This is a genomic window from Lysinibacillus sp. BPa_S21 (assembly GCF_023337795.1).
GTDB lineage: Bacteria > Bacillota > Bacilli > Bacillales_A > Planococcaceae > Lysinibacillus.
This window is the reverse complement of the sequence record NZ_JALIRS010000005.1, coordinates 306,776-327,950: the sequence shown is the minus strand read 5'-3', so window position 1 is coordinate 327,950 and position 21,175 is coordinate 306,776. Positions and strand designations below refer to the sequence as shown.

The following is a 21,175-nucleotide window of genomic DNA, read 5'->3' as shown; positions in this document are numbered from 1 at the left end:
AAACGAGTATCAGATAAAGTTACTCCTGAAACCTTGATAGATATAGCCAATTCAATTGATTATTGATTCAAATTGGAAGTTATGTTGTTCAACTAACGGGTGCTTTAATTGAACAGAGAAACATTTATTATGGTGTTTCTCTGTTTTAAATAAACTAAAAATATTTCTGATAAAATTCCTTCCTAAGCTTTCCACTTAGTTGTGCATAAAGCCGAGTAGTTTCACTTTTTTCATGCCCCATTAAACTTTGAATTACTTCAATAGGTGCACCATTGTTTAATAGGTGTGTAGCGTAACTTTGTCTTAATTGATGTGGCTTTATTAATTCCAGCATGACTGGAGATTCGGTGTTGCAGGTTAGTGCAAGAAGGATTCTCTGATAAATGGAGTATTTTGTTTGTTATATTGATTCTAAGATGGAATATAACAAAGGATTTACTCCATTCTAAATAGGCATATTAATCATATGATTAATATGCCTATTTAGTTATGGGATGGTGTTCATTTTGAGTTTCTTAAAAAAAATCGCCTGTTTTTTAGTTGTTTTTTTAGTTTTTGTAAATTTGATTGGTAGTGAAGGAAAGGCTTCAGATGGTGAAATTACGTTAAAAGAAGCGATTAATATTGGATTACAGAGAGCAAAAGAATGGAATGTAAACGCAACACTTACTAGTGTAAACAGTGTAGATGAAACGATGGGAGGCTCAAGAGGAGAAACTGGGAGACGCTTTAATTGGTTTATGATCTTTATGGTTCCAGGAACAGAGGATTATGTACTAATTGGTATCTCAGAAAAGAAAATTACCGTGTTTAGACCGACTAAGCAAACACCGGATCCTGATCCAACAATACACTACAATGAGATTAAGTTGGATAGCTCTGATGTTCTTCAACTAGCAAAGGATAAATACGGACTAAAACCAGGAAAGGATTGGGCAACTGGATATCATTTTACACTTGATAGCATCGATGGATTGCCTATTCTAACAGTGTTTGGAAATGATCGAGATAACCGTTTTACTCGAATTTCATTCAATGCTCAAAACGGTGATGTGGTCAGTGCCATTCATAAATTACCATACGGTGGAGGATTAATAGCCAAACGTAATGGCATCAATAACCTAACAAAAAAAGGCATGGCGATTACGGGAGTTGTCGCTGGAAAAACCACTTTAGTGGTATGGGGAGACAAAAAGCCAACACAATTTAGTATAACCAAGCAACCTTTTATTGAATGGAGCCATAACAATGGAGAATCATGGACAGAACTCCAAGTTAATAATAATGTAACACACGCGTGGTTTGATAGGAATGATCGCTTATATATAGCGACCGAAAATGAGTTGTGGGTAGGTATGACATCAAAAAGTAAAGGAACGAAAATTCTTTCATTAGACCAATCAATCGAGAAAATCGATTATTCAATCAACAACCATATTGCTGTTCTATCAAATGGAAAGGTTTACTATACGACCAATCAAGGGAAGAGTTGGGAACAAGGTATAGTACCTAAACCACTTGATGTGATTCAAATATCGGATGATGGGGAATTGGTAGGACTTACAGAAGAAAGGAAGATTCTTCAAAAGAAAAATGATGAGTGGAAAGAGATAACTATGCCGAATAGAAATGATGAGCCTCTAGATATGAAAGTGATTAATAATAGGCTATTGATTACCACACTAAGTGGAATTTGGATCCGAGATCTTCAAGAGGGAAATTGGAGAAAAATTAAAGTTGATGAAGAGGTAGTTAAATTCGTTAAAAAAGGAGAGAAATTATTCGGAGCTACACTTAGAGGTGAAGCTATTTATTCCATCAACATGAAAGATGAAAGAAAATCTGAAAAAGTGTTTGATGCGAGGAATTTCATGGTTTGGGATGTGGATATCATGGAAGATACTTTATGGATTGCAACTATACCCGATTATTCGTGGGAAGAAATGACGATTCCGCAGAGACGGTAAAAGTTTGAAGTATATATCCATGAAAAAACAATGTGAAGCATTTCACTTAAACGAGCGGGGTGCTTTACATAAAATCATTGGGGTTGCAGACGCAGCTTTTTTTTTCTTTATTGAACTAACGGTGTAGGTTAGTTGAGATAAAGTTTGGCCAGATTCTGAAAGAAAACTTAATAAAAAAATTCGATATTTATGTTAAAGTAGAAAGGTTATTATAAAATATACTTAAACGTAATGCAGGGAGCTAAGAATTAGCGAGTATATTATAGAAATGGTAAGGAGTAAATTTTCACTTTGGATAAAAAGGGTTTCTTAATAGGTTTTTTAACAGTTTTCGTGATACCTCTCACTTATAATATAATGAGCAGTATACAACTATCGAATATATGGATACTTAATCAAGGTATTAATTTGAGTGTCAGTCTTGTAGTGTTTTTTATCTTTACACGTATCTGGAGTTATTTTAAAAAGGAAAAATTTTTCAGCTAAATATGTATGGCATGCCTCCCATCCAATATTACTGGTATTGATGAAAGAAAAAATTTTGTTGAACTGAAGGGTGCTAAGTTAAACAAGGTGTTGCAGCGGCAGCATCTTGTTTTCTTGTTGTCCTAACGAGGCAGGATAGTTGAGGAAGGTAAAATCAAATATATAAGGTGTAAGGGTAAAAATAATATATCAATTCCAACACGAAAGACAAAGAAAAGATATATAAAGTATATGTCATTTTATTTATTATATCTGTATTGATAGATGTAGTTTCATTATTTGTAGATGGTAGTATCCTTCGTGGAATATTCTGTCTTTTGGTTATTTTTCTTGTTCATCACTATAGTTTACTAAAAAATGTTTGGGCGGTATTAATCATAAAATTTATAGTGTGGATACATATATTTTTACTGTTTATTATATTTCTCAATATATTAATCGATGTTTTAAAATAAGGTCCTTATTCAAAGAACGGAGCAGTATAGCTAAAGCGATTTAGGGTACGTTACTTCTAAAAAGGAGTAACCTAAGATGAAAAATCCATTCTTGTCTATACTTATATTTTCGTTCAGTCTTTCTATGTTATTAGGAGATCCTGTTTATGCACAAACTACACCTTCAGATAAAAATGAATATATATTTCCTGCAAATAAGGAAAAAGTTATTGATGAAACTGTAGATGAATTTTACCAGGCATTAAGAGACCTAAAGTATCCTGTACATCAGGAGGTTTATCAAAGATTTAAGAAGAAGCCAAAGCCACAGCAAAGGGATTTAGATATTGCTCTTTTTAAAGAAATACCTGATGCATCTGTAAATTTTAGGAAAAGGTTATTGTTTAATGAGGTAGAAGGATTAAATTATATAACCATTGATGGAAATATTCTTCGACCCTACCCTGATATAGATATTAATTACCATCAGGCTATTAGCCCTGATAGGCAAGTTTATTTCTTTTATTCCTTTAAAGACACAGAAAAAGAATTTAGAGGTAGATATGCAATTTATGATGTTGAAACAAAAGAAACCGTAGCAGGTGGATATACTTATATGCCAAAGATCAATCTTACAAGAAACACTTACGATAAAGGAAAATAAAATTGGCTAAAATGGCAAAGGTCGTTTTCGTCTTTTTCAATTAAAAGCTACGTGATCAGAGACTCATTATATTTTAATGATGAGTCTTTTTTTTATTATCTTAAAGATGTAAAATATATATATGTTAAAATAGTTAACATAGACTTAATTGTTATCTATTATAAAAGGGGGATGTAGGATGAGAGGGGCTATTCAAAATAAACGAGTAGAAATTTCAAAAGAGGAAGCACAGCAATTTTTGAAAGTAGGAAAAGTGGCACATGTTGCAACGGTTGATGAGGAAGGTTTTCCTTATGTTATTCCATTTGTATATGTGTATGAAGGTGACGACAAACTTTATTTGCACATTGGCAATATTCGAGAAAGCCATTTTTGGTCGAATATCAAATCAAATCCTAAAATATGTATAGAAATTAGTGAAATGGGTGACCTACACCCAGGAAAAAAATATGCCTGTCAGTCTGCCCTTGTTTACCAAAGTGTAGTGCTTTTTGGACATGTCGTTCGTATCGAAGAGGAGTCTAAGAAGGAATGGTTCTTTGATGCACTTCTTGAGAAATATGGCAATCCAGAATGGACATTTGAAAAAGAAGGGTATCCAATCATGCCTAAAATTGAATTATTTGAAGTACAGATAGAAAAGTTGACAGGTAAAATTAATCACGGCATGTTTCATTAAAAAAAGCTAAGAATGGTTGATTTTTACCATTCTTAGCTTTTTAATTTTATAAGCCCTTTTTGCAATTTTTTCTTTCGATAATCTTGAACGATTCATTTCATTTCTACATAAGTACCATCCTGTATCCAATTCAGTGAGCCACCAGTAACAACCATCATTCTATTTAAAACGTATGAATAACAGTCCAACGGGAATAATAGTGGTGAAATGGAGGGTTCGAAAGATGAAAAGAATTATTGTAGTATTAATAGCTATTGTTACCTTGAATCTAACTGGGAATGTTGTTGGAGTCTATGCTAATAAAAATAACGAAGAATTTAAAGACATTTATGAGAGAAAAGTTCCCCAAACATTTCATTATAAGTTTGATTACGATAAACTTTACCGGTTCCTTGATATAAGTGAAAAGGAATACAGGTCTGAATGGAATAACGGAAAAACGATAGCTGAAATTGCCGAAAAACGTGATATTTATCCCCAACAATTGATAGCATACCTAGCGGAAAAACAATTTGAAGCACTAGATAGAGCATTAAAAAATGGGGACATTGACCGTTACTTTTATTACGATTATGCTATATCTTATATGAAAAATGATATTATTGAGTTTATTGATCGAAATCCAAATAAAAAATAATACATTCTTACAAATGTTGGTTTGGAATAAAGTTTGAAAATATCCCTTTAAAATTGTAGCTATTTCTATTCGTTATATCTTTTTTATATAGTCTGTGGAATAAAAATAAAACAACAGTTAATAAACTCAAAATTGAAAATTGTATTGTTGATGTCAAAATTATAAGTATAACATCTGCGCCTAAAACAATCTCGCCCGGTGGCAATTCTTTAGAGGGCGAAGGGAATAAAATTATACAAGAATCACAACTTCATCGGCATAAATGGCTAAGGGAGTCGCTGGTATACCGTCTGCGTTCAACATATGAGCGTCCGCAAAGCTTCTGAGGTTAGTAGTTTCTATAAAGTCTTTCTGGTTTTCTTCAACTTCAAGTGCTATTATTTCATCTATGTTATCCCCGCTTATCTTTCGTAATTCAATCATTTTTTTATCGCCTCTCCTCTCCTAAGGCAAGTCACTTCCACACATAGCCTAAAACATTTCAAATCATTTCCGTAATTCTCGAAATAGGGTACACAAAATATTCACCAATATAACTTTTGTTCCCCTGTGATTATCTGAAGAAGTTAGTCAATTGAATTAGCTATTCTGACTAATATGTCAGGTGTTTCTGTATGGGTCACTTTATTATATATCCCCAACAAATACTGCAAATTATTTTTTTCAAAGACAAAAAAATTAAATAACTGGTCTTCAAAATAAATACCTTTACTACCATCTTGAAGTGTATACTCCTTACCATTAAAGTTCAGTTTATCTTTGAAGTTCAATTTATTTTTTGAAGGACGAATGTCCATTTTAAAGATATTTTCTCTTATATCTTTATTAACAAACCTGATTTCTAAGGAATCATTCATATTATAGTTCTTATCTTCAACAAACTTTCCAAATTTATGTGTGAAAGAAATTGAAGGTAACATTTTAGGTAACTTTACATCACATTTAAAATGATTTTCAAATTCTTTTACTGCTGCTTTTACAGATTTATAACCAGCTTCAGTGAACCCTTCCTCAAAAGAAGGTGGAGTGTCGTTCGGATTTGCATTTACTGTTTCGCCATACAACCCATAAATAAATATACTAAATAAAACCAATAGAAGAGGAATATTTTTATTCAATTTTCATCACCCTAAATTATATTTAGGATTAGTGTGTCCTGTTCAGTTAAATTAATGCCTTCTTCGACTAACCTGCTTCGTTAGCTCAATAAGAAAAAAAGAGCTGCTTATGCAACTCAATGATCTTCAAGTAAAGCCCTCGTTAGTTTAGCAACTTGCTTTAAGCATCCTATTTTTAATAGTACAACTGTTATTAGGGTGGAGGTATAACGTATTAAAGGCTTATATGTATCACATTTAGATTATTGATACTTCATTTTAATATTAACACTAATTTCCTTTATTTGAAATTAAAATACAAAAGCACCTAAACTGCTTCATTAGCTCAATAAGAATAACTCCTTTGACTTTCGGTATCTTGATCTAAAACTCTTGCAACCGTTCGTATTATAAGGTCAATCGGAGAAATTTGGTTGACTATTTGTAATTCAGGATATTGCTTTTCAGCAAACTTGATAAAATTTATACAATCCAAAAACCCAAAAATCTTCTATGATTTGGACGGTTGAAATTGAAGAAAAGGCGCATCAGGAAACGTTGATTTCCTTTGCGCCTTTTTTTATTGAGTAATTGTTCGTGCTAAAAATACGGAGAAGTGCTGGCGTGATAATGGTTGATTCGGTTTAAAGTAGCCATTTTCGCCCGTTGTAATACCATATTGAGCTAAAATTTGTACGTATTCATAGTACCAATCCGTTTTTGACACGTCTTTAAAAGTAATAGGGAAATTTCTCTTTGGTTCTAATTCGTAAGCTTTTACTAAGATCTTCGCCATTTGTGCTCGCGTGATTGTTCCATTTGGATTAAAACCATTCGGATTTTCATCGATAATCCCGCCACTGACAAGCTTTTGGATATTCGTGTAATTTGGATGCGTAATAGGAACGTCTGGGAATGCATATGGGTTTAACATTGTTGGGATACTAGGTGCATTCGCACGAGCAATCATTGCTGCAACGTGCTGACGTTGCATTGGATTCGTTGGTTTAAACGTATTATCTTCATAGCCAGTAATAATGCCAGCTCGACGAATATTCATAATTTCTTGATAATAAGTGTGTGTTTTTGGCACATCTTTGAAATTATTCGATAATCCACCATTAAATAAAAGGGTATATTCACCATCACTCATTGCAGTAGCTTTAACATAATACGTCCCTTTCTTTAATTCCTTCTCGCCACTTTGTTTAAAACGTCTACCTTCCCAAATTACTTTATTGAAAGAATCAAGTATTTGTATATTCATAGTACTCACTTGAAGAGGGTCCATTACCCAGGAAATAGTTTTTGTTTTATCGATTGTAAATGTGTAATAATCAACGTCATGACGCTGATCAAAATAGCCATACATCATGTTATTGAAGTGAACAGGGGAGGCGTTACTCCTTGTGTCGTTCTGTTCTTGTTCCGCATAGTCACTCTTTGTCGTTACTTGAATTGTATATGGGTTAGATTCAAATGTAGAAATCTCCACATAGTAAGTACCTTTGCCTAGACCTATTGAATAAGTTTGTTCGCTTTTTACTTCCCCACGGTTCCATCGACCAATTTGGTAACCGTTTGCATCATAAACCGTTATAAATGCATTTGCCGGAGCGTCTAAATCAATATGGACTTCTTGGTAACCGGCTTTTTCAACATTTAATTTATAGACATTATCATTTCCTAGTCTTCCAGGTGAAATAGCACGCAATGGTGTATTAAAGGGCAGTAGCTGTGCCGTTTCAATTGAATTGTTATCTTCAATATTTGGATAAGCATTCTCTTCAAAAGATAACGTAAGTGCATACTTTTCATTATCCGATCCAGGTTCAACCTTCAAATAATAATTGTCAGGTTCTAAGCCCATTTGGAATGATTTCGCACTGCTGAATTTAAATAATTTTTTGCCACTTTTATTGTAGACGTAAAAGTTATATTCTGTTTGGCTATCTTTTTGTAAATCTATCTTTGCAAAGCCTAGCTTGGGGACTGAAAATGCAAACATATCTTCATCGGAGGAAAAGTTAGCGCTCGCAATTATTTGTTTGTTTAATGGCAGAGGTGTCGCTGTCTCAATCGTATTATTATATTCGAATTCGCTGTTTTTTGGAGCATCTGTAAATGAATATGTAAATTCGTAGTTATCACCGTGAGCTTCAATATAGTAAGTACCACTTTTAATTGGAACTGTTAAATTACCGTAATGGCCATAGCATACCAATTTATTGTCATCGCTGTAAACGGCTAAGCTAGTTTTTGTCCCAGAAACATGTAGGTATTGATCTTTTGGTGAAGTGATTTTGAAATAGTCTACGCCAGGACCTAAATTTGTTGTACCTTTAATGGTTGTATTAGCAGGAATTTCTGGAAGTTGAGATGATATTTTATCATTCGGCTCAACGTCATATGTATGACCCGCAGTAAATCTTGCTGTAAAAGAGAAGGGAGCAGAAGGAATGTGTTCCAAAGTACTGATACGCAGTTTATAGGTCCCTGCCTTTACGCCGTATGTTACAGAACGGCCATCTATCCCAATCGTTCCCCTATCTATAAAAAGGTATAATTGTTTACCATACAGTTCAAACTCCGGATACATTTTGTTTTGAGCACCTTCAAAATCAATCGTTAAAAAACCAAGTTCTGGAATCGTAATATCGTATGTAATCCATTGATTTTGTGTTGCCGTTCCAGATATTTTTTCGTCAAGCGAAATCGATGCAGCATCAGCTGATGTAGCGAATATGGCACTAAGAACTGCCACAAGTAAATATGCGTAAATTTTTTTCATAAAATACCTCCGAAAGCCTAAATATTAGCATAAACTACAAGGGATTTTGAACTGGTAAAAAATACACTTTTCGTTTGGGAATTATGAGAAACTCCTTAATCTCAAATGATTGGATGTAGGATAATTGTTTTAGCATTCCGTGGTGTTCGTGGCTAGATAGTGATAGTAGAATAACTTTTTAAAAAGACAAAAACATCTCAACTCTAAAAATCAATATAGGTGAGATGTTATGAATCAAACTTTTTTATTTAGCTTCAAATAAGAATAATTTCAAAATCGTGGATAGCCCCGCCAAATTCGTGGATAGAACTATTAAAATCGTGGATAGCCCCGCCAAATTCGTGGATAGAACAATCAAAATCGTGGCATGCAAAACTTTATGATGAATTAGAGGAATATATAATTCAACTTAATCGTTCATGGCGAAGATAATAATGTTTTGAGAAATCCTTCGTAATAAAATTTATTAAAAATTAATTGGAATAATAATAAATGAAATCGTAGGGAGAATATTCTCCCTACTTTTTTTGAGAAAATGTAAATTATTTAAGTAAATCATGAACTAAATTGTCTAATGTAGAGAAGGGAGTGAGTTACATTATTCGTTTAATTAAAAAAGCTCAAAAAGGAAATGAAAAAGCCTTTTTAAAACTTTTTCAAATGTATGAAGCAGATATATATCGAATGGCATTTATTTATTTGAAGAACGAAGAGGAGGCTCTAGATATTGTACAAGAAACTGCTTATAAAGCGTTCGATAAAATTGAAAGCTTAAAAGAACCTGCGTACATTAAAACATGGCTTATTAAGATTACCATTAGTAGTTCATTGAATCGTTTAAAAAAGATAAAAAAGATTGTGCCTGTGCAAAATGAATACATAGACAATATACCGTTTGAACAGGTTGACCCTACCGTTAAAGTTTTACTAAGACAGCTATTAGAGGAATTGACAAGTGATGAAAAAGGAATTGTATTACTGAAATATTACGAGGGCTATACTTTTCAAGAAATTGCTGACACGCTCCAAATCCCATTAGGAACAGTAAAGTCAGTCCTGTATCGTGCATTGAAAAAATTACGTGTTCAAGTAGAGGAGGCAGATTTTTATGGATAAGTTAAAAGAATCAGTGGAGTCGATTCCATTGCCGAAAGATTTACACAAAAGAGCGAAAATGGGCGTTAGCCAAGTAAAGAAAAAAAAGAAGAAAATGTGGCTCATTCCAGCAGTGGCTACTGTATTTCTAGCTAGCTCTATGACAGTGGGTGCTGTAATGATTGACGATGTAAAAAATTTGCTATGGCATATTAGCCCTGAAATAGCTGCATTACTTGAACCAATAGAAAGTACTGTTGAAAATGATGGCATAAAAATGGAAATCGTTTCAGCGATGCAGGATGAAGATATGGCCGTCGTGTATGTAACAATGCAGGATGTTGAAGGAAACCGTATTGATGAAACATTGGATATTTATGATTATTCTATGTCAAAAGGACGGTCTTTTACAGTTGAAAGAATTGGTTTTGATCCTACAACGAAAACAGCCTTGGTTCGATTTATGTCGTTTAATGGGAGTAGTACCGATAACTTTAAGTTAAAAATCCGTTCTTTTTTAAGTGATAAATCAGTGTTAGAGGATGTAACATTCCCTCTGGATTTAAAAGATGTAAAAGAACAACAAACAGAGCTCTTGCCAGATGATACAATTCGTGGAAGTGGTGGAGAAGGAGCGCTTCTTGAAGAAGATGTATATGTACTACCAGCAGGTATGTTAAATATTCAAACACCACTATACGACAGAATGCGAATTAAAAATATAGGACTTCAAAATGACAAACTATACGTGCAAACAGAGTGGCCCGCCAATAATGCGATTGAACACGGAGAATTTTATTTAGTGAATCAAGCAGGTCAGAAGATTCTTCCTATAGTGGGTTATTCCTACGGGAGAGATGAACAAGGAAAACCAATTTATGCTTATAATTATGAGGAATATATATTTAATGTGAAGGATATCAATATAGCTGAGTATGAGTTGCAGGCAAAGATTTATACAGCTGGTCAATATGTGGAGGGAAATTGGGAAGCAACCTTCAAACTCGAAGAGATGAAAGGGCAGTCGGTGCCATTTGCTATGAACTTTGGTGACTGGAAAGTGAAAGAGCTGAAAGTTTCTCCACTTGGTTTAACGATTATAGGAGAAGGCGATGCGACAGAAACGGAAGAATTAACGGCTACAATTGTTAAAAAAGACGGAAGTCATAAGGAATTAAAAAGTTTAGTTTCCTTCTCTGATGAACATCAAGTGAAACTGAAGTTACTGTCAGAGGAACCATTAAAGCTCGACCAAATTAATTCCATTATGGTTAATGGAATTAAAGTGAATTTTTAATATGAATAGGGAGGTACTGGTATCAATTAGTACCCCTCTTTTAGGATCAAGTCCCACAGGTAGGTCCGTTCTACTCCGGTTACTGTAAGGATTATCGTACAGATGATAATGGTCTCCTCCAAGAAGTACCTTTTGTGTTTCAGCGTCTATTACTACAAATTTGTGCCATTCTTCCTTTTCATTTTGGTGAAAAGAACCCATAAAATATACTTGGCGATTGGGATGAATATGAGGCGAGTTTAGGTTATCCATTTTTTCTGAACCGAGTTTAGTTTTCAATTTGAATGTTAGTTCTGTATCTGCTACTTCTTTAAAGGAAACTTTTTTTCTCATACTGAATGCAGCATCTTTATACTCTTCATAGATGTTTTTATCTAATTTGCTATAGAATTCATCTTCTTCGATAAAAGATTTACTTTGATTATCTGGATATTCTAATTTAAGTGTAGAGGTTTCTGAGGCTGACGTTTTTTGGTTTAACGTTTCAGTTGGTAAAAAGGATATAAGAAGGAAACTGGATAAGACACCCAATGTTAGTAGCGTTGTTTTCATTATTTCACCTCCAGTTTTATAAGATAAACATATTATTACCCAAGCATTGTTTATTATGATAATAATTTTGCGATCACCTATAAATATGCATGAAATATTCACCAGAATTAACTAATTACGGACTTTCTTTAACTAATCTGCGTCGTTCTTCAATAAAAAAAGCCAATCCTCTTCTTGGAAAATAGCACCCGTTCGTTGAATAAGGATTATATATCTTTCAATTCCGTTAAAAATTCAGTTTGAAGGCCTACTTCAAATACTACAAACTGAAACCAATACACACAGATTTTATATTATTAAAAAAGCCTAACTGAATTAATCAGTAGGCTTAATTTTTTTCCATATATACCATGGTATTTTATAATCCATCTTCTTACCTTGTTTACTACTTTTGTCTGTTATTATCCAATTACCATCTTTCTTTTGTACTTTATAATTTACATTTGTCCCATCTGACTTTTTAAAGAGTATATAACCTGTGTCGTCTTTTATAAAGGTTACAGGGTCAATAACATTTTTGTCGGGTATCTTTCTCTCCGGAAGCAATATGTTGGTTACTATTTCTTCTACAATTTTAAAAAGAGAGGTAAATTCATTATTTATCTCTGTTTGGTATTGCAATTGATTGTATGTGTAAGAAGAGTATGACTCTAAATTCAAGTTAAAAGACTGTTTTATATCTGACAACGTTGCTTTATAAAATTCATTTATATCCTTTTCTAATTGATCGCCCTCATGTTGGAAGCTAATGGTTTTAACCCCAAATGGGCTTATATTAAAAGTCATTGTTTCCTTACCATAAGGAGGGTCATGTGCATGTTCAAATGTTGTGACTTGGACTTTTGTAATAAAGCTAAACTCACCCTCATGTTCTCTAGTAATACTCAGAATTTTTCCATCCATAAATTGCTTGGGATAGCCATAATAATTATCAATTTCTTTCGCTATAGAGGGGAATAGTGTTGTAATCAAAGTATCATAAATAAGCTTATAATCAGGCTGTTCACTTTGAGCATCATGATTTCCTGAAATTAATGGTAACAAAGCATCTTTGTATAAGTTTTCATTCGGTGGTTTTTCCGCAACCACTTGAAGGTTATTAATATGGATACTAAGAAAAATAAAAGATAATATTACCAGGATTTTCTTCATCGAACACTCCTTTAATAGGTTTAGTTAATGAGTATTTTTCACTGAAATCTTTAAATTATTCTTACTAAACTGCATTGTTAGCCATCCCTGAAGCGCTAAAACCAGCGCTACACCACAGAAGATGGAACTGTACTCAGAAGCATGTTCTTTTTAGTGCCAGGGATTTATTTTCATGGTAGTTGAATAACCGTAGCCAAACCTTCACTCCAATCAACTAATACAGGGCATATATTTTAAAAAAATTCTATTCACAATTTTGGTGATTAACCAAAATTATATTAATAAGTCAAATTTAAACAAAATTTAAGGGGAATTTAAGCATATCTACTTATAATTAGTCTTATACATAGGGGAGGACTGATTGAGAGTGACGAAAGGTAAGAAACGTAAGACTTTATTTTCATTAAGTATTGCTCTAACAAGCTTTGTAGCGTTTAACGGAGTATCAAATGCATCAGCAGCAGTTCCGGCGATAGAAGAGCGCATAGCGTTAGAGAATAATTCGGAGGCAACGCAAGCCCGCACATCTAATGAAGCATTGCAAGATTGGAAAAAGTGGACAAATGACCATGCTTACAGCTTGACATCCATTCAACCGGAAACAATCGGTAAACAAAAAATTCCATCAAGTGAATTTGAAGATTTAGAGATGCTTAAGCCTTTATTGCATGATAAGCGCATCGTTTTTTAGGGGAAAGTTCCCATGGTGTAGCTGAATTTAACCTAGCAAAAACACGTATTATTCAATTTTTACACCAAGAAATGGGCTATAACGTTCTTGCCTTTGAAAGTAGTTTAGGGAATGCCATGAATGCCCAAGGTCAAATTGATAAACAAACAGCGCAACAAACGATGAAAGATGCTATTTTTCGTATATGGTGGACAAAAGAAACACTACCGTTATTTGAATATACTAAAAAAACACAGAAAACCGATAAACCATTAAAGTTAGCAGGTTTTGATATTCAACAGCAAGGTGCATTCACAAACGGCAACTGGCTACAAAATAGTCAGCTTGCGAAACGGTTAAGTGAAGTAGAGGAGCAGCTTTTTGACTGGAGTTTCGATACGGATCTAAAAGGCTACCAAAAGGCGAAACCAGGCATTATCGAAGTGTATAAACAAGTAAAATCACAAGTACAGCTTAAAGAAAAAGAGTTAAAAGCGGCTTATCCGAGCGAGCCCCATATTGTAAAGCTTATGGAACGCACTTTAGCTGACCGTATCCGTTTAGCAGATGAATTTGTAGAACTATCGATTCAAGAAAATATTGAATATGAACAAAATAAAAATGATTCTTCTTTTAAGACAACGGAATGGCGTGACCAAGCAATGATGGAAAACCTACTTTGGTTAGCAGAGGAAGTTTATCCAACTGAAAAATTCATCGTCTGGGCGCATAACGACCATATTCGTAAAGCACAATCCGAAGTAAAGGGTTCCCCTGGCTCTATAAAGTTAATGGGTGAACTTCTACCAGATATCTACAAAAAGTACAGCTATGTACTTGGTCTTTATATGGCTAGTGGGGAAATTGCAAACAATTTCAAAGAGCCTATGGCCGTTTTACCGCCAGTAAAAGGATCCATCGAGGATATTCTTTCATCGTCTAATAAACCATACACATTTATCGACTTACGAAACCGTCAAAATGAACGAGGAAACTCATGGATGTTTGAGCCACGCTTATCTTATAGCTGGGGAATGATTCAGGAAAGTCTTGTTCCGCGCGATCAATATGATGGCCTTCTGCTAATTGATAAAGTAAGTAAGCCAAATTATATAAAATGAAACTTTAATCAGTGGGGACTTTCTTCATCTCCACTGATTATTAGTTGAACGAATTGGGCATAAAATGTAGAAATAGCAGAGTGAGATAAAGAAAGAGAAGTTTACTTTAATATCAGCTGTGATAACTAAGTGGAAAGCTTAGGAAGGGATTTTAGAAGTATTTTTAGTTTTTTTAAAACAGAGAAACACCATAATAAATGTTTCTCTGTTCAATAAATGCACCTGTTAGTTCAATAAGAGACTGTACAAACTTGTCTTACTTATTATTTTCCGATTTATAGGCTATTCTTATAGTAACAGGGAGTATCCTGCTTGTTATAAATTGCGAATCATTTCCTTTATTTCATCACGTGTTTGAAGGATTGTATCGTTTTCGTTTGGGAAGATCGATATGGCACCACCGTCATTTTCAACATCAATAAGTAAATCGTCTAGAAAAATCGAAAGTGGCATGTTGAACACTTCGAATGACTCGTCTAAATTGGCAGCCATGATTTCAGCAAAGCTTCGGGTTGGCCAAACAGGTAGTATAAATGGATGGCTGTCTTCGTCTTCGAATAGTAACAAGTCGCCGTTTTCTTCGCGTAATAACCACACCTGTTCATCGGTTGCAACCATACCATAAAAATATGCAAGTCGCTTTTCTGCTGGACGATTAAAAATAAATCGTTTAATTAGTTTCATATAGGTCATTCCTTTACGGTATCATTCTAAAAAAGATATCAAATAAAAAAGTAACTATTGATTGCATAACCTTTATTCAACTATCTGATGTGCAGAGATAATAAAGTTGTTTAATTTACAATAAAGTCATTTAAAAAATAATAAAGTTGTTTAAAAATCCGTCCTCCACTAACGGTGCAGTTTAGTGCAAGAAGGTGTTACTATATAAAATGGAGAATTTAACAGGAAATAACATCAAAATTGATGAGAGGTTTTGTTATGTATTTTAAATTGTTCAAAAAAAATCTTGCTATTATAATTGCTTTTTTGCTCCTTTTGTTAATGGGCTGCGAAATCCCCAAAAAAGATGTAGAAGAGAATGTTAAAAATCATTTGGAAAACTACGGAATAAAGGACTACAACATACTAAGTGCTAAAAATGATGGTGAGCGTGGTGAAAGTAAGTATGGTTATGTAGAAATCTATAAACCTTATCATGTAAATCTCAAATTAGCCTTTAATCGAGGAACAAATCAATTTATTCCTGACGAAAGTGACGATGTTTATTTACAACTATTTAAAGAAGCATATATTCAACAACATCCTGAACTTATCAAGGCGTCCAATCAGATTATCGAAAAATACCATTTAATGGATGGACCTTCAAAAAATTATTATCTTGATTTTAATATTGAAAAAGATCAAAAAAAAAGGCTAATTGATGACCTTAGAAAGAAAGAAAAAATAGACACCAATTCATTATTACCATCACTAACAAGCGATGAAAATGAATCGTTGTATCCTTTGAACAATGAGTCAGTTATTAATTTCCATTATATATTTAATGTTTACGAAAATAACAATACAATCCCGAAAGCCAGTGATATTTTAAACGATTTTAAAGAAAGTAAAGTGTTGTGTGAAGGGAAGTATTTTTTAAATATACAGGTGGTATCTTACAAACAAAATTCAGTGACTTCTTTAGGTGAAGATTATCCTGAAAACAATATTCTTTTTGTAGTCGGAAAAGATGGAGAATTTAGAGATATAAGAACATTAAAACGTACCGGATGGCTTAAGTATACCGTAGTTCCATTCCCCTAGTAATTGATGTAATAAAGTAGGTAAGAAGATTTTTATAGCTATAACACCTCTATTTAGTAACACAGTATTTTAAATTTTAGTTGTAGTACAAAGTTTAGTTTTTATGTTTCAATCTAAAAAGATAGTCCGATATTTTTTTAGGAAGGATTTTGAAATATTACACTTAAAGAAACAGGTGCTTTAGTTCAATAAGAATTAAACAACTTTATTAATGAATTTTAAGTACAAATACCTTTTAAATGTATAGAAATTAAACAACTTTAAAGAGCCTTACTACACGCTAGAGTGTAGCAAGGCTCTTATATTTTTATAATAATATTAAACAATTTTATTATCGGTTTACATCTGACCCGTTAGTATTTTTTTCTAAATTGAGGTTTTTCTTTACAAACTTTAAAGGCATATCATCTTCAGGTGGCATTACTTATTCGCCATTTAAACGATTTAAATGAGCAAGAATAGATGTTACATATTTCTTTTTTCCTTTTTGTCTTTATCGTATAAATTAAGTTATAGTTACTAGGGTTTAGTATAGTTATTGGTGGAAGTGTTTCGGCATAGTTTAACGAAACTATATTTTCTGCAAAATGTCCGACTTAGTTGGTTTTAATAAATATTATGTTTTAGTTTAGAAAAAGCCACAAAATGTTGATTTAACAACATTCGTGGCTTTTTAATGTGTTTCCAAATTTTCATTTGGGAACGTTATTTTGTATGTTTTGTATAACTTAAATAAATGTATCAATCGAACTAGATGTTGGTTTTACTTGCTGCTGTGCTTCTGCTTTTAATGCGCGCCAAGTTTCTATATAAATAGCATCAAATTCACTTTCACGACGCTGTTCTTCTCTTGTACCGATTGCATGCCAACCATTATGAGGTGAATAGGTAGAAGTAATATTCCCTCTCGCATCCTTTATCTCTAAATAGCTCATATTTCCACGCTGCATGAATGGTAATTGCCTTAACATTTGTGAGATCGAGCCTTTACGGTCAGGTGAGACTACAGATACAAAGCTGTTCTTAAGTGTCATATAGGAAGGATTTTTATGGCCACCACACTTACCATTTTCAAAGTCTTTTTTTGCCTGTGCGATAATCGCTTCCTTATATTTTTCTTCACTCATCGCCGGAGCTGATTTTGTCGGCATCGCATTTATCCCTGAAAAACTTGGCATTGAAATAGGTGTTAATTTATTTTCAACACCTAACAATTTTAATGTATCACTACTAATAGTCGGAAATCTCATCTTTATACCCCCTTTATGAGAGATCAAAAAAACTAGTTATACTATTTTTTCTAATTGTAGCTATAGTAAACGGTTAATTTAGGAGAGGAATATTTCTTCCATGAAGTACCTGCTAAAATACTTACATTTGTCCCATTATAATAAATAGACCATGTACCGTTAGCTATTTTTCCTAAAACTCCAGTAGTTATTTCAGTCTTATTAAGCGAACCCCAAGGCGCAGAAGCATAAGTGCTCATAGAATCATTTTTGATGTATACTGTATTGGAAACAATTGCTCCGTTACCTCCATATGTGAGACCACTATTGGCATCAACTACCACTTTAGTAACTACAGCGTCAGATGGTAATCCAGAAACGTTAAATGTAGCTACACTAGAATCTCCACTTGTTTGTTGAGCAAGTGTTAAACTCATTGTATCCCTAGAAGTAAACGTTTTTGAAGATGATGCAGCTAGTGTTGTAGATGTTGTAAACGAAAACATCATTATTACCACAAGCAGAAAACTAAATAGTTTCGTAAATTTCATGTCAATTATCCTCCCATGTATAAATAATTAGGTTTCTCCTCAAAAAATATTTGTTATTATTAGTATTTTTTTACAGGAGACCCTTTTTTTATATCGGATGGGTAACTAATATATTTAAAGTAGCACTTGAAAGTTTTTGTAACGTTAGAAGAAATCTATTTCCAAGCATAATGAGCATTGCTAATGAATAATTAGAGAATGAAAAGGGGTTACGTTAGTGAAAAAATTTGCAATAGTATTTTCAATTATAGTCGGGGCACTTCTCCTTTATTTTGTAGGGACTTATGGGTATGTAAAGTACCAGCTTTACACAATCAAAAAAGATACTCATGAATATTTAATAAACAATAAGAATTATAGTGAAGATGATATTTATAAGATAGATTCAAAAATAGGGGTTGGAATAAAATATCAAGCAACTGTAATCTTTGAAGATGAAAAATACCATGTTTATGATTATGAGAAATCGAACGGAAAGATAAAGCAACTTTTCCCTTATCCTGAAATGGAACAGGATGATACTTATAAACATAGAGAATAGAGAAAAGGGGTCAGTTCAAAATAGAACTAGTACCTTTTTTTATGTGCGCCCGGCATGCGTATGAACTATAGGGTGCAAGTCCCGAACCACGAAGACAGAAGTAGAGGTTAGCCAAGAGCAAGGGTGTCCGTGGTGACGCGGAATCTGAAGGCAAAACACGGGTCTCATAATTCAGATTCTTTTACAAATAAGTTTTTAACTTCTTCAAATCTTTTTAAATCTGGCTTTGGTATTCCGTCTATTTCTCCCAATTCACATGCCATTTTGTACCAAGGATCAGCCATAATTGTAATTTCTTCATTGGTAGCCCATCTTGTTTCATACATTCTAACACCCCCTAACTATTAGTATATATGATTTATTTGCACCGTTAGTTCAATAAAGAAAAAAAGAGCTGCCTATGCAACTCAATGATCTTTAAGTAAAGCATCCTGTTCGTTTAAGAAGATTTCATTTTAATGGTATTCCGCAAAATTAACGATATTTTTTTGAAACAACTAATTCAGTAATAGGCATTGTTATCCAAGCAAGTCCAATTACAATAACAAGTGGAATATTTTTTATATCATTCATTGCAGTTACTTTTTCAGATACCATTAGAACAATTAGCATTAAAAACAATAATAAGTAATAGCTTATTTTAGAACTTAAAAGTGTAATATGCTTTTCCATCTCATCTTTTTCACCCTCATGTTTTCCATCCATTTCACCCCAAGTTAAGGATTGAAATAGGAAACCGATTCCTAAAAAAACAAAGAATAGTGTAGAAGCATTAATTATCTCTTTTGTAATCCATTCATAAATACCATAACCACCAATTGAAATAATTAGAACTACAGAACAAAATAGACTAACTTTTTTTACAGTTATCATTGACGCCCATCCCCTTCATATTTAAAAATAAATAATTCTTCAATAGATAGACCAAAAACATGAGACAAAGTAAATGCCAATTGTAAACTTGGGTCATACTTATCATTTTCAATAGCATTAATTGTTTGTCTGGACACTTTACATGTTTGTGCAAGTTCTTCTTGTGATAATCCCTTCGTTTTCCGATAAGCTTGAATTTTATTTTTCAATAGTATTCACCCGCAATATGTAAAGATGATTTTACATTTAATATACCATAAATTGGTGATATGTAAAGAAATCTTTACATGGGATTTGAAATAATTCTCATATGACGCTTTAACAAAATGTTAAATTAAGGGGGGCATGCCATACTCCCTTGGAAAAAGCGATATTTGAGTTTATGTGTTTTTCAATTCAACAGGATGTAGAATTGGAGAAATTGTTTCACTTGATCAGAACACTCTGCAATCGTTAAAGGTAAAGGAGATAAAAATAAATGTTTCTCTGTTCAATAAATGCTTTATTCACAAACTTATACATCTGATATTTTGGAAGGTGTTAGAGGCTGACTGTATTTTTTAGTTTAAGAACCTTTTGATACTTTATATAGCAAGCAATTCTCCAAGGAATTAAATAACAAATAACAAGTAAGAAAATTAGCATACTGAGTGTAGCTGGTTCGATAGTAGAAATATGTTGTCGAAAATAATAACGTAAAGCAATCATAATGGCGAAAGTAATGATAAAAGCAGGACTTTTCTTAGCATAAATTAAACCATCATTTCGTATTTCATAATCTGACCATAAAATAAGAGGAATGGAAAAACCTATTCCTAAAAGAATGGCTATAGATAATTGGAGGTATGTGACGTGCCCAGAAGCGTTTAGAAAAAATGAAAATCCTGGTGTTAAAAATAGAAGCGGAAGAATTATTCGCACGCCTCTTCCTTTGGTTGGTTTGTACATAGAACGGATTCTACGAACTAAAATGATCAATCCAATAATGAGAAACATAGAAGTAGCTGGTATGTCAGTTTGCATAAAAACCTCCCTGAATTATGTTTTAATATTTTTATTATTGCATAAATTCTGATGAAAACCATATTTTTCCTTTAAGAAAAATAATGGGTTGTTTTCCCGAAAATTGTTGCTGGTAAAACTAAAAGGCATAATCCAATGGGTACTTTCGCGCTTTAATTTCTACGTAAGGAAATTTATGGTACTATTGAAATGGAATATCGCCAACAATTGAATAGCGAAAGAACAGGACTGTTATGTTGGCTTTTAAGAGGGGGCATCACATATGAAATACATTAAAGGCTTATATGTATCACTTGTACTAATGATGTTTGTTGTTTTGGTTAATACAACAGTATTTGATGATGAATACTCAGGGATTGCTATGTTCGTTTGTTTAGGCATATTTATATTGGGAACAGCATTTTTTATAAATGCCAAACAATTAAAAAAATAGGATACGTTTAGCGAGTTACTAAACTAACAGGGGTTTAACTTCAAGATGGAATTTCACTGAGATCCCACCTTTTTCTTATTCAACTAACATGGCAGGATACTTTAATAGGTGTTCGA

At 33.1% G+C, this 21,175-nt stretch carries 24 protein-coding genes; 11 read left to right on the top strand and 13 right to left on the bottom strand.

Annotation, left to right across the window (positions count from 1 at the left end; all coding sequences use genetic code 11):
* Positions 1–154: 154 nt before the first annotated feature.
* Entirely contained in the window at positions 155–334 is a 180-nt protein-coding gene (locus tag MOK21_RS13135; protein ID WP_374110159.1) for a tyrosine-type recombinase/integrase, read from the bottom strand.
* A 172-nt stretch (positions 335–506) separates the two neighbouring features.
* On the opposite strand from MOK21_RS13135, the gene MOK21_RS13130 reads away from it, so the two are divergent.
* The 4 genes from MOK21_RS13130 to MOK21_RS13115 all read left to right on the top strand — a co-directional run bounded on the left by MOK21_RS13130 (position 507) and on the right by MOK21_RS13115 (position 4,867).
* Positions 507–1,967, top strand: a complete 1,461-nt coding sequence (locus MOK21_RS13130) for a beta propeller repeat protein (RefSeq protein WP_249074443.1) — start codon at positions 507–509, stop codon at positions 1,965–1,967.
* Between the two features lie 1,017 nt (positions 1,968–2,984).
* Positions 2,985–3,551 carry a hypothetical protein gene (locus tag MOK21_RS13125; protein ID WP_249074442.1) on the top strand — a complete coding sequence of 189 codons (567 nt, stop codon included), beginning with the start codon at positions 2,985–2,987 and terminating at the stop codon, positions 3,549–3,551.
* A gap of 178 nt (positions 3,552–3,729) precedes the next feature.
* Positions 3,730–4,230, top strand: a complete 501-nt coding sequence (locus tag MOK21_RS13120) for a pyridoxamine 5'-phosphate oxidase family protein (protein WP_249074441.1) — start codon at positions 3,730–3,732, stop codon at positions 4,228–4,230.
* 223 nt (positions 4,231–4,453) lie between these two features.
* Complete coding sequence (locus MOK21_RS13115) at positions 4,454–4,867, top strand: hypothetical protein (RefSeq protein WP_249074440.1); 414 nt, start codon at positions 4,454–4,456, stop codon at positions 4,865–4,867.
* 231 nt (positions 4,868–5,098) lie between these two features.
* On the opposite strand, the gene MOK21_RS13110 is transcribed toward MOK21_RS13115, so the two are convergent.
* From MOK21_RS13110 to MOK21_RS13100, 3 genes are all read right to left on the bottom strand, one after another.
* Positions 5,099–5,290 (bottom strand): hypothetical protein, encoded by a 192-nt coding sequence (locus MOK21_RS13110; protein WP_249074439.1) that lies wholly within the window; start codon positions 5,288–5,290, stop codon positions 5,099–5,101.
* Between the two features lie 143 nt (positions 5,291–5,433).
* Positions 5,434–5,985: a carbon monoxide dehydrogenase gene (locus tag MOK21_RS13105; protein ID WP_249074438.1), complete on the bottom strand. Its 552-nt coding sequence runs from the start codon at positions 5,983–5,985 to the stop codon at positions 5,434–5,436.
* Between the two features lie 559 nt (positions 5,986–6,544).
* Complete coding sequence (locus MOK21_RS13100; protein WP_249074437.1) at positions 6,545–8,755, bottom strand: S-layer homology domain-containing protein; 2,211 nt, start codon at positions 8,753–8,755, stop codon at positions 6,545–6,547.
* A 597-nt stretch (positions 8,756–9,352) separates the two neighbouring features.
* Between MOK21_RS13100 and MOK21_RS13095 the strand changes: the two genes are divergently transcribed.
* Positions 9,353–9,871: an RNA polymerase sigma factor gene (locus tag MOK21_RS13095; protein WP_374110161.1), complete on the top strand. Its 519-nt coding sequence runs from the start codon at positions 9,353–9,355 to the stop codon at positions 9,869–9,871.
* Complete coding sequence (locus tag MOK21_RS13090; protein ID WP_249074435.1) at positions 9,864–11,147, top strand: hypothetical protein; 1,284 nt, start codon at positions 9,864–9,866, stop codon at positions 11,145–11,147. Before MOK21_RS13095 ends, MOK21_RS13090 begins: the two co-directional genes overlap by 8 nt.
* On the opposite strand, the gene MOK21_RS13085 is transcribed toward MOK21_RS13090, so the two are convergent.
* Positions 11,091–11,699, bottom strand: coding sequence for a hypothetical protein (locus MOK21_RS13085; protein ID WP_249074434.1), 609 nt, complete (start codon positions 11,697–11,699; stop codon positions 11,091–11,093). The genes MOK21_RS13090 and MOK21_RS13085 overlap by 57 nt on opposite strands.
* Before the next feature lie 315 nt (positions 11,700–12,014).
* Entirely contained in the window at positions 12,015–12,851 is an 837-nt protein-coding gene (locus MOK21_RS13080; RefSeq protein WP_249074433.1) for a DUF3888 domain-containing protein, read from the bottom strand.
* Between the two features lie 367 nt (positions 12,852–13,218).
* Between MOK21_RS13080 and MOK21_RS13075 the strand changes: the two genes are divergently transcribed.
* Both MOK21_RS13075 and MOK21_RS13070 read left to right on the top strand, forming a co-directional pair.
* Entirely contained in the window at positions 13,219–13,542 is a 324-nt protein-coding gene (locus MOK21_RS13075; protein WP_249074432.1) for a hypothetical protein, read from the top strand.
* A gap of 116 nt (positions 13,543–13,658) precedes the next feature.
* Complete coding sequence (locus tag MOK21_RS13070; protein WP_249074431.1) at positions 13,659–14,642, top strand: erythromycin esterase family protein; 984 nt, start codon at positions 13,659–13,661, stop codon at positions 14,640–14,642.
* Between the two features lie 315 nt (positions 14,643–14,957).
* Here MOK21_RS13070 and MOK21_RS13065 read toward each other — a convergent pair whose 3' ends face one another.
* Positions 14,958–15,326 carry a DUF2750 domain-containing protein gene (locus MOK21_RS13065; RefSeq protein WP_249074430.1) on the bottom strand — a complete coding sequence of 123 codons (369 nt, stop codon included), beginning with the start codon at positions 15,324–15,326 and terminating at the stop codon, positions 14,958–14,960.
* A 258-nt stretch (positions 15,327–15,584) separates the two neighbouring features.
* Between MOK21_RS13065 and MOK21_RS13060 the strand changes: the two genes are divergently transcribed.
* On the top strand, positions 15,585–16,409 hold the full coding sequence (locus MOK21_RS13060) for an RNA-binding protein (protein WP_249074429.1): 825 nt from the start codon (positions 15,585–15,587) through the stop codon (positions 16,407–16,409).
* Positions 16,410–17,137: 728 nt separating this feature from the next.
* Here the strand turns inward: MOK21_RS13060 and MOK21_RS13055 are convergent.
* Positions 17,138–17,659: a hypothetical protein gene (locus MOK21_RS13055; RefSeq protein ID WP_249074428.1), complete on the bottom strand. Its 522-nt coding sequence runs from the start codon at positions 17,657–17,659 to the stop codon at positions 17,138–17,140.
* Between the two features lie 50 nt (positions 17,660–17,709).
* On the bottom strand, positions 17,710–18,189 hold the full coding sequence (locus tag MOK21_RS13050) for a hypothetical protein (protein WP_249074427.1): 480 nt from the start codon (positions 18,187–18,189) through the stop codon (positions 17,710–17,712).
* A gap of 217 nt (positions 18,190–18,406) precedes the next feature.
* Between MOK21_RS13050 and MOK21_RS13045 the strand changes: the two genes are divergently transcribed.
* Positions 18,407–18,730 carry a hypothetical protein gene (locus MOK21_RS13045; protein ID WP_249074426.1) on the top strand — a complete coding sequence of 108 codons (324 nt, stop codon included), beginning with the start codon at positions 18,407–18,409 and terminating at the stop codon, positions 18,728–18,730.
* Between the two features lie 164 nt (positions 18,731–18,894).
* On the opposite strand, the gene MOK21_RS13040 is transcribed toward MOK21_RS13045, so the two are convergent.
* The 4 genes from MOK21_RS13040 to MOK21_RS13025 form a co-directional block, all read right to left on the bottom strand.
* The gene (locus MOK21_RS13040) at positions 18,895–19,056 is read right to left on the bottom strand and encodes a hypothetical protein (RefSeq protein WP_249074425.1); all 162 of its coding nucleotides are present in this window, start codon (positions 19,054–19,056) and stop codon (positions 18,895–18,897) included.
* A gap of 148 nt (positions 19,057–19,204) precedes the next feature.
* Positions 19,205–19,603, bottom strand: a complete 399-nt coding sequence (locus MOK21_RS13035; RefSeq protein WP_249074424.1) for a hypothetical protein — start codon at positions 19,601–19,603, stop codon at positions 19,205–19,207.
* A complete protein-coding gene (locus tag MOK21_RS13030; RefSeq protein WP_249074423.1) occupies positions 19,600–19,812 on the bottom strand; it encodes a helix-turn-helix transcriptional regulator in 213 nt (70 codons plus the stop codon). The genes MOK21_RS13035 and MOK21_RS13030 overlap by 4 nt, the downstream gene beginning before the upstream one ends.
* 331 nt (positions 19,813–20,143) lie before the next feature.
* Positions 20,144–20,626, bottom strand: a complete 483-nt coding sequence (locus tag MOK21_RS13025; protein WP_249074422.1) for a CcdC family protein — start codon at positions 20,624–20,626, stop codon at positions 20,144–20,146.
* Between the two features lie 262 nt (positions 20,627–20,888).
* On the opposite strand from MOK21_RS13025, the gene MOK21_RS13020 reads away from it, so the two are divergent.
* Positions 20,889–21,059: a hypothetical protein gene (locus MOK21_RS13020; protein ID WP_249074421.1), complete on the top strand. Its 171-nt coding sequence runs from the start codon at positions 20,889–20,891 to the stop codon at positions 21,057–21,059.
* Positions 21,060–21,175 lie beyond the last annotated feature (116 nt).

Bases quoted from the DNA above. Each gene is read 5' to 3' on its own strand.
- MOK21_RS13135 (WP_374110159.1), bottom strand. From the start codon at position 334: ATGCTGGAATTAATAAAGCCACATCAATTAAGACAAAGTTACGCTACA.
- MOK21_RS13125 (WP_249074442.1), top strand. From the start codon at position 2,985: ATGAAAAATCCATTCTTGTCTATACTTATATTTTCGTTCAGTCTTTCT.
- MOK21_RS13120 (WP_249074441.1), top strand. From the start codon at position 3,730: ATGAGAGGGGCTATTCAAAATAAACGAGTAGAAATTTCAAAAGAGGAA.
- MOK21_RS13115 (WP_249074440.1), top strand. From the start codon at position 4,454: ATGAAAAGAATTATTGTAGTATTAATAGCTATTGTTACCTTGAATCTA.
- MOK21_RS13110 (WP_249074439.1), bottom strand. From the start codon at position 5,290: ATGATTGAATTACGAAAGATAAGCGGGGATAACATAGATGAAATAATA.
- MOK21_RS13100 (WP_249074437.1), bottom strand. From the start codon at position 8,755: ATGAAAAAAATTTACGCATATTTACTTGTGGCAGTTCTTAGTGCCATA.
- MOK21_RS13090 (WP_249074435.1), top strand. From the start codon at position 9,864: ATGGATAAGTTAAAAGAATCAGTGGAGTCGATTCCATTGCCGAAAGAT.
- MOK21_RS13085 (WP_249074434.1), bottom strand. From the start codon at position 11,699: ATGAAAACAACGCTACTAACATTGGGTGTCTTATCCAGTTTCCTTCTT.
- MOK21_RS13080 (WP_249074433.1), bottom strand. From the start codon at position 12,851: ATGAAGAAAATCCTGGTAATATTATCTTTTATTTTTCTTAGTATCCAT.
- MOK21_RS13070 (WP_249074431.1), top strand. From the start codon at position 13,659: ATGAATGCCCAAGGTCAAATTGATAAACAAACAGCGCAACAAACGATG.
- MOK21_RS13065 (WP_249074430.1), bottom strand. From the start codon at position 15,326: ATGAAACTAATTAAACGATTTATTTTTAATCGTCCAGCAGAAAAGCGA.
- MOK21_RS13060 (WP_249074429.1), top strand. From the start codon at position 15,585: ATGTATTTTAAATTGTTCAAAAAAAATCTTGCTATTATAATTGCTTTT.
- MOK21_RS13055 (WP_249074428.1), bottom strand. From the start codon at position 17,659: ATGAGATTTCCGACTATTAGTAGTGATACATTAAAATTGTTAGGTGTT.
- MOK21_RS13050 (WP_249074427.1), bottom strand. From the start codon at position 18,189: ATGAAATTTACGAAACTATTTAGTTTTCTGCTTGTGGTAATAATGATG.
- MOK21_RS13040 (WP_249074425.1), bottom strand. From the start codon at position 19,056: ATGTATGAAACAAGATGGGCTACCAATGAAGAAATTACAATTATGGCT.
- MOK21_RS13035 (WP_249074424.1), bottom strand. From the start codon at position 19,603: ATGATAACTGTAAAAAAAGTTAGTCTATTTTGTTCTGTAGTTCTAATT.
- MOK21_RS13025 (WP_249074422.1), bottom strand. From the start codon at position 20,626: ATGCAAACTGACATACCAGCTACTTCTATGTTTCTCATTATTGGATTG.
- MOK21_RS13020 (WP_249074421.1), top strand. From the start codon at position 20,889: ATGAAATACATTAAAGGCTTATATGTATCACTTGTACTAATGATGTTT.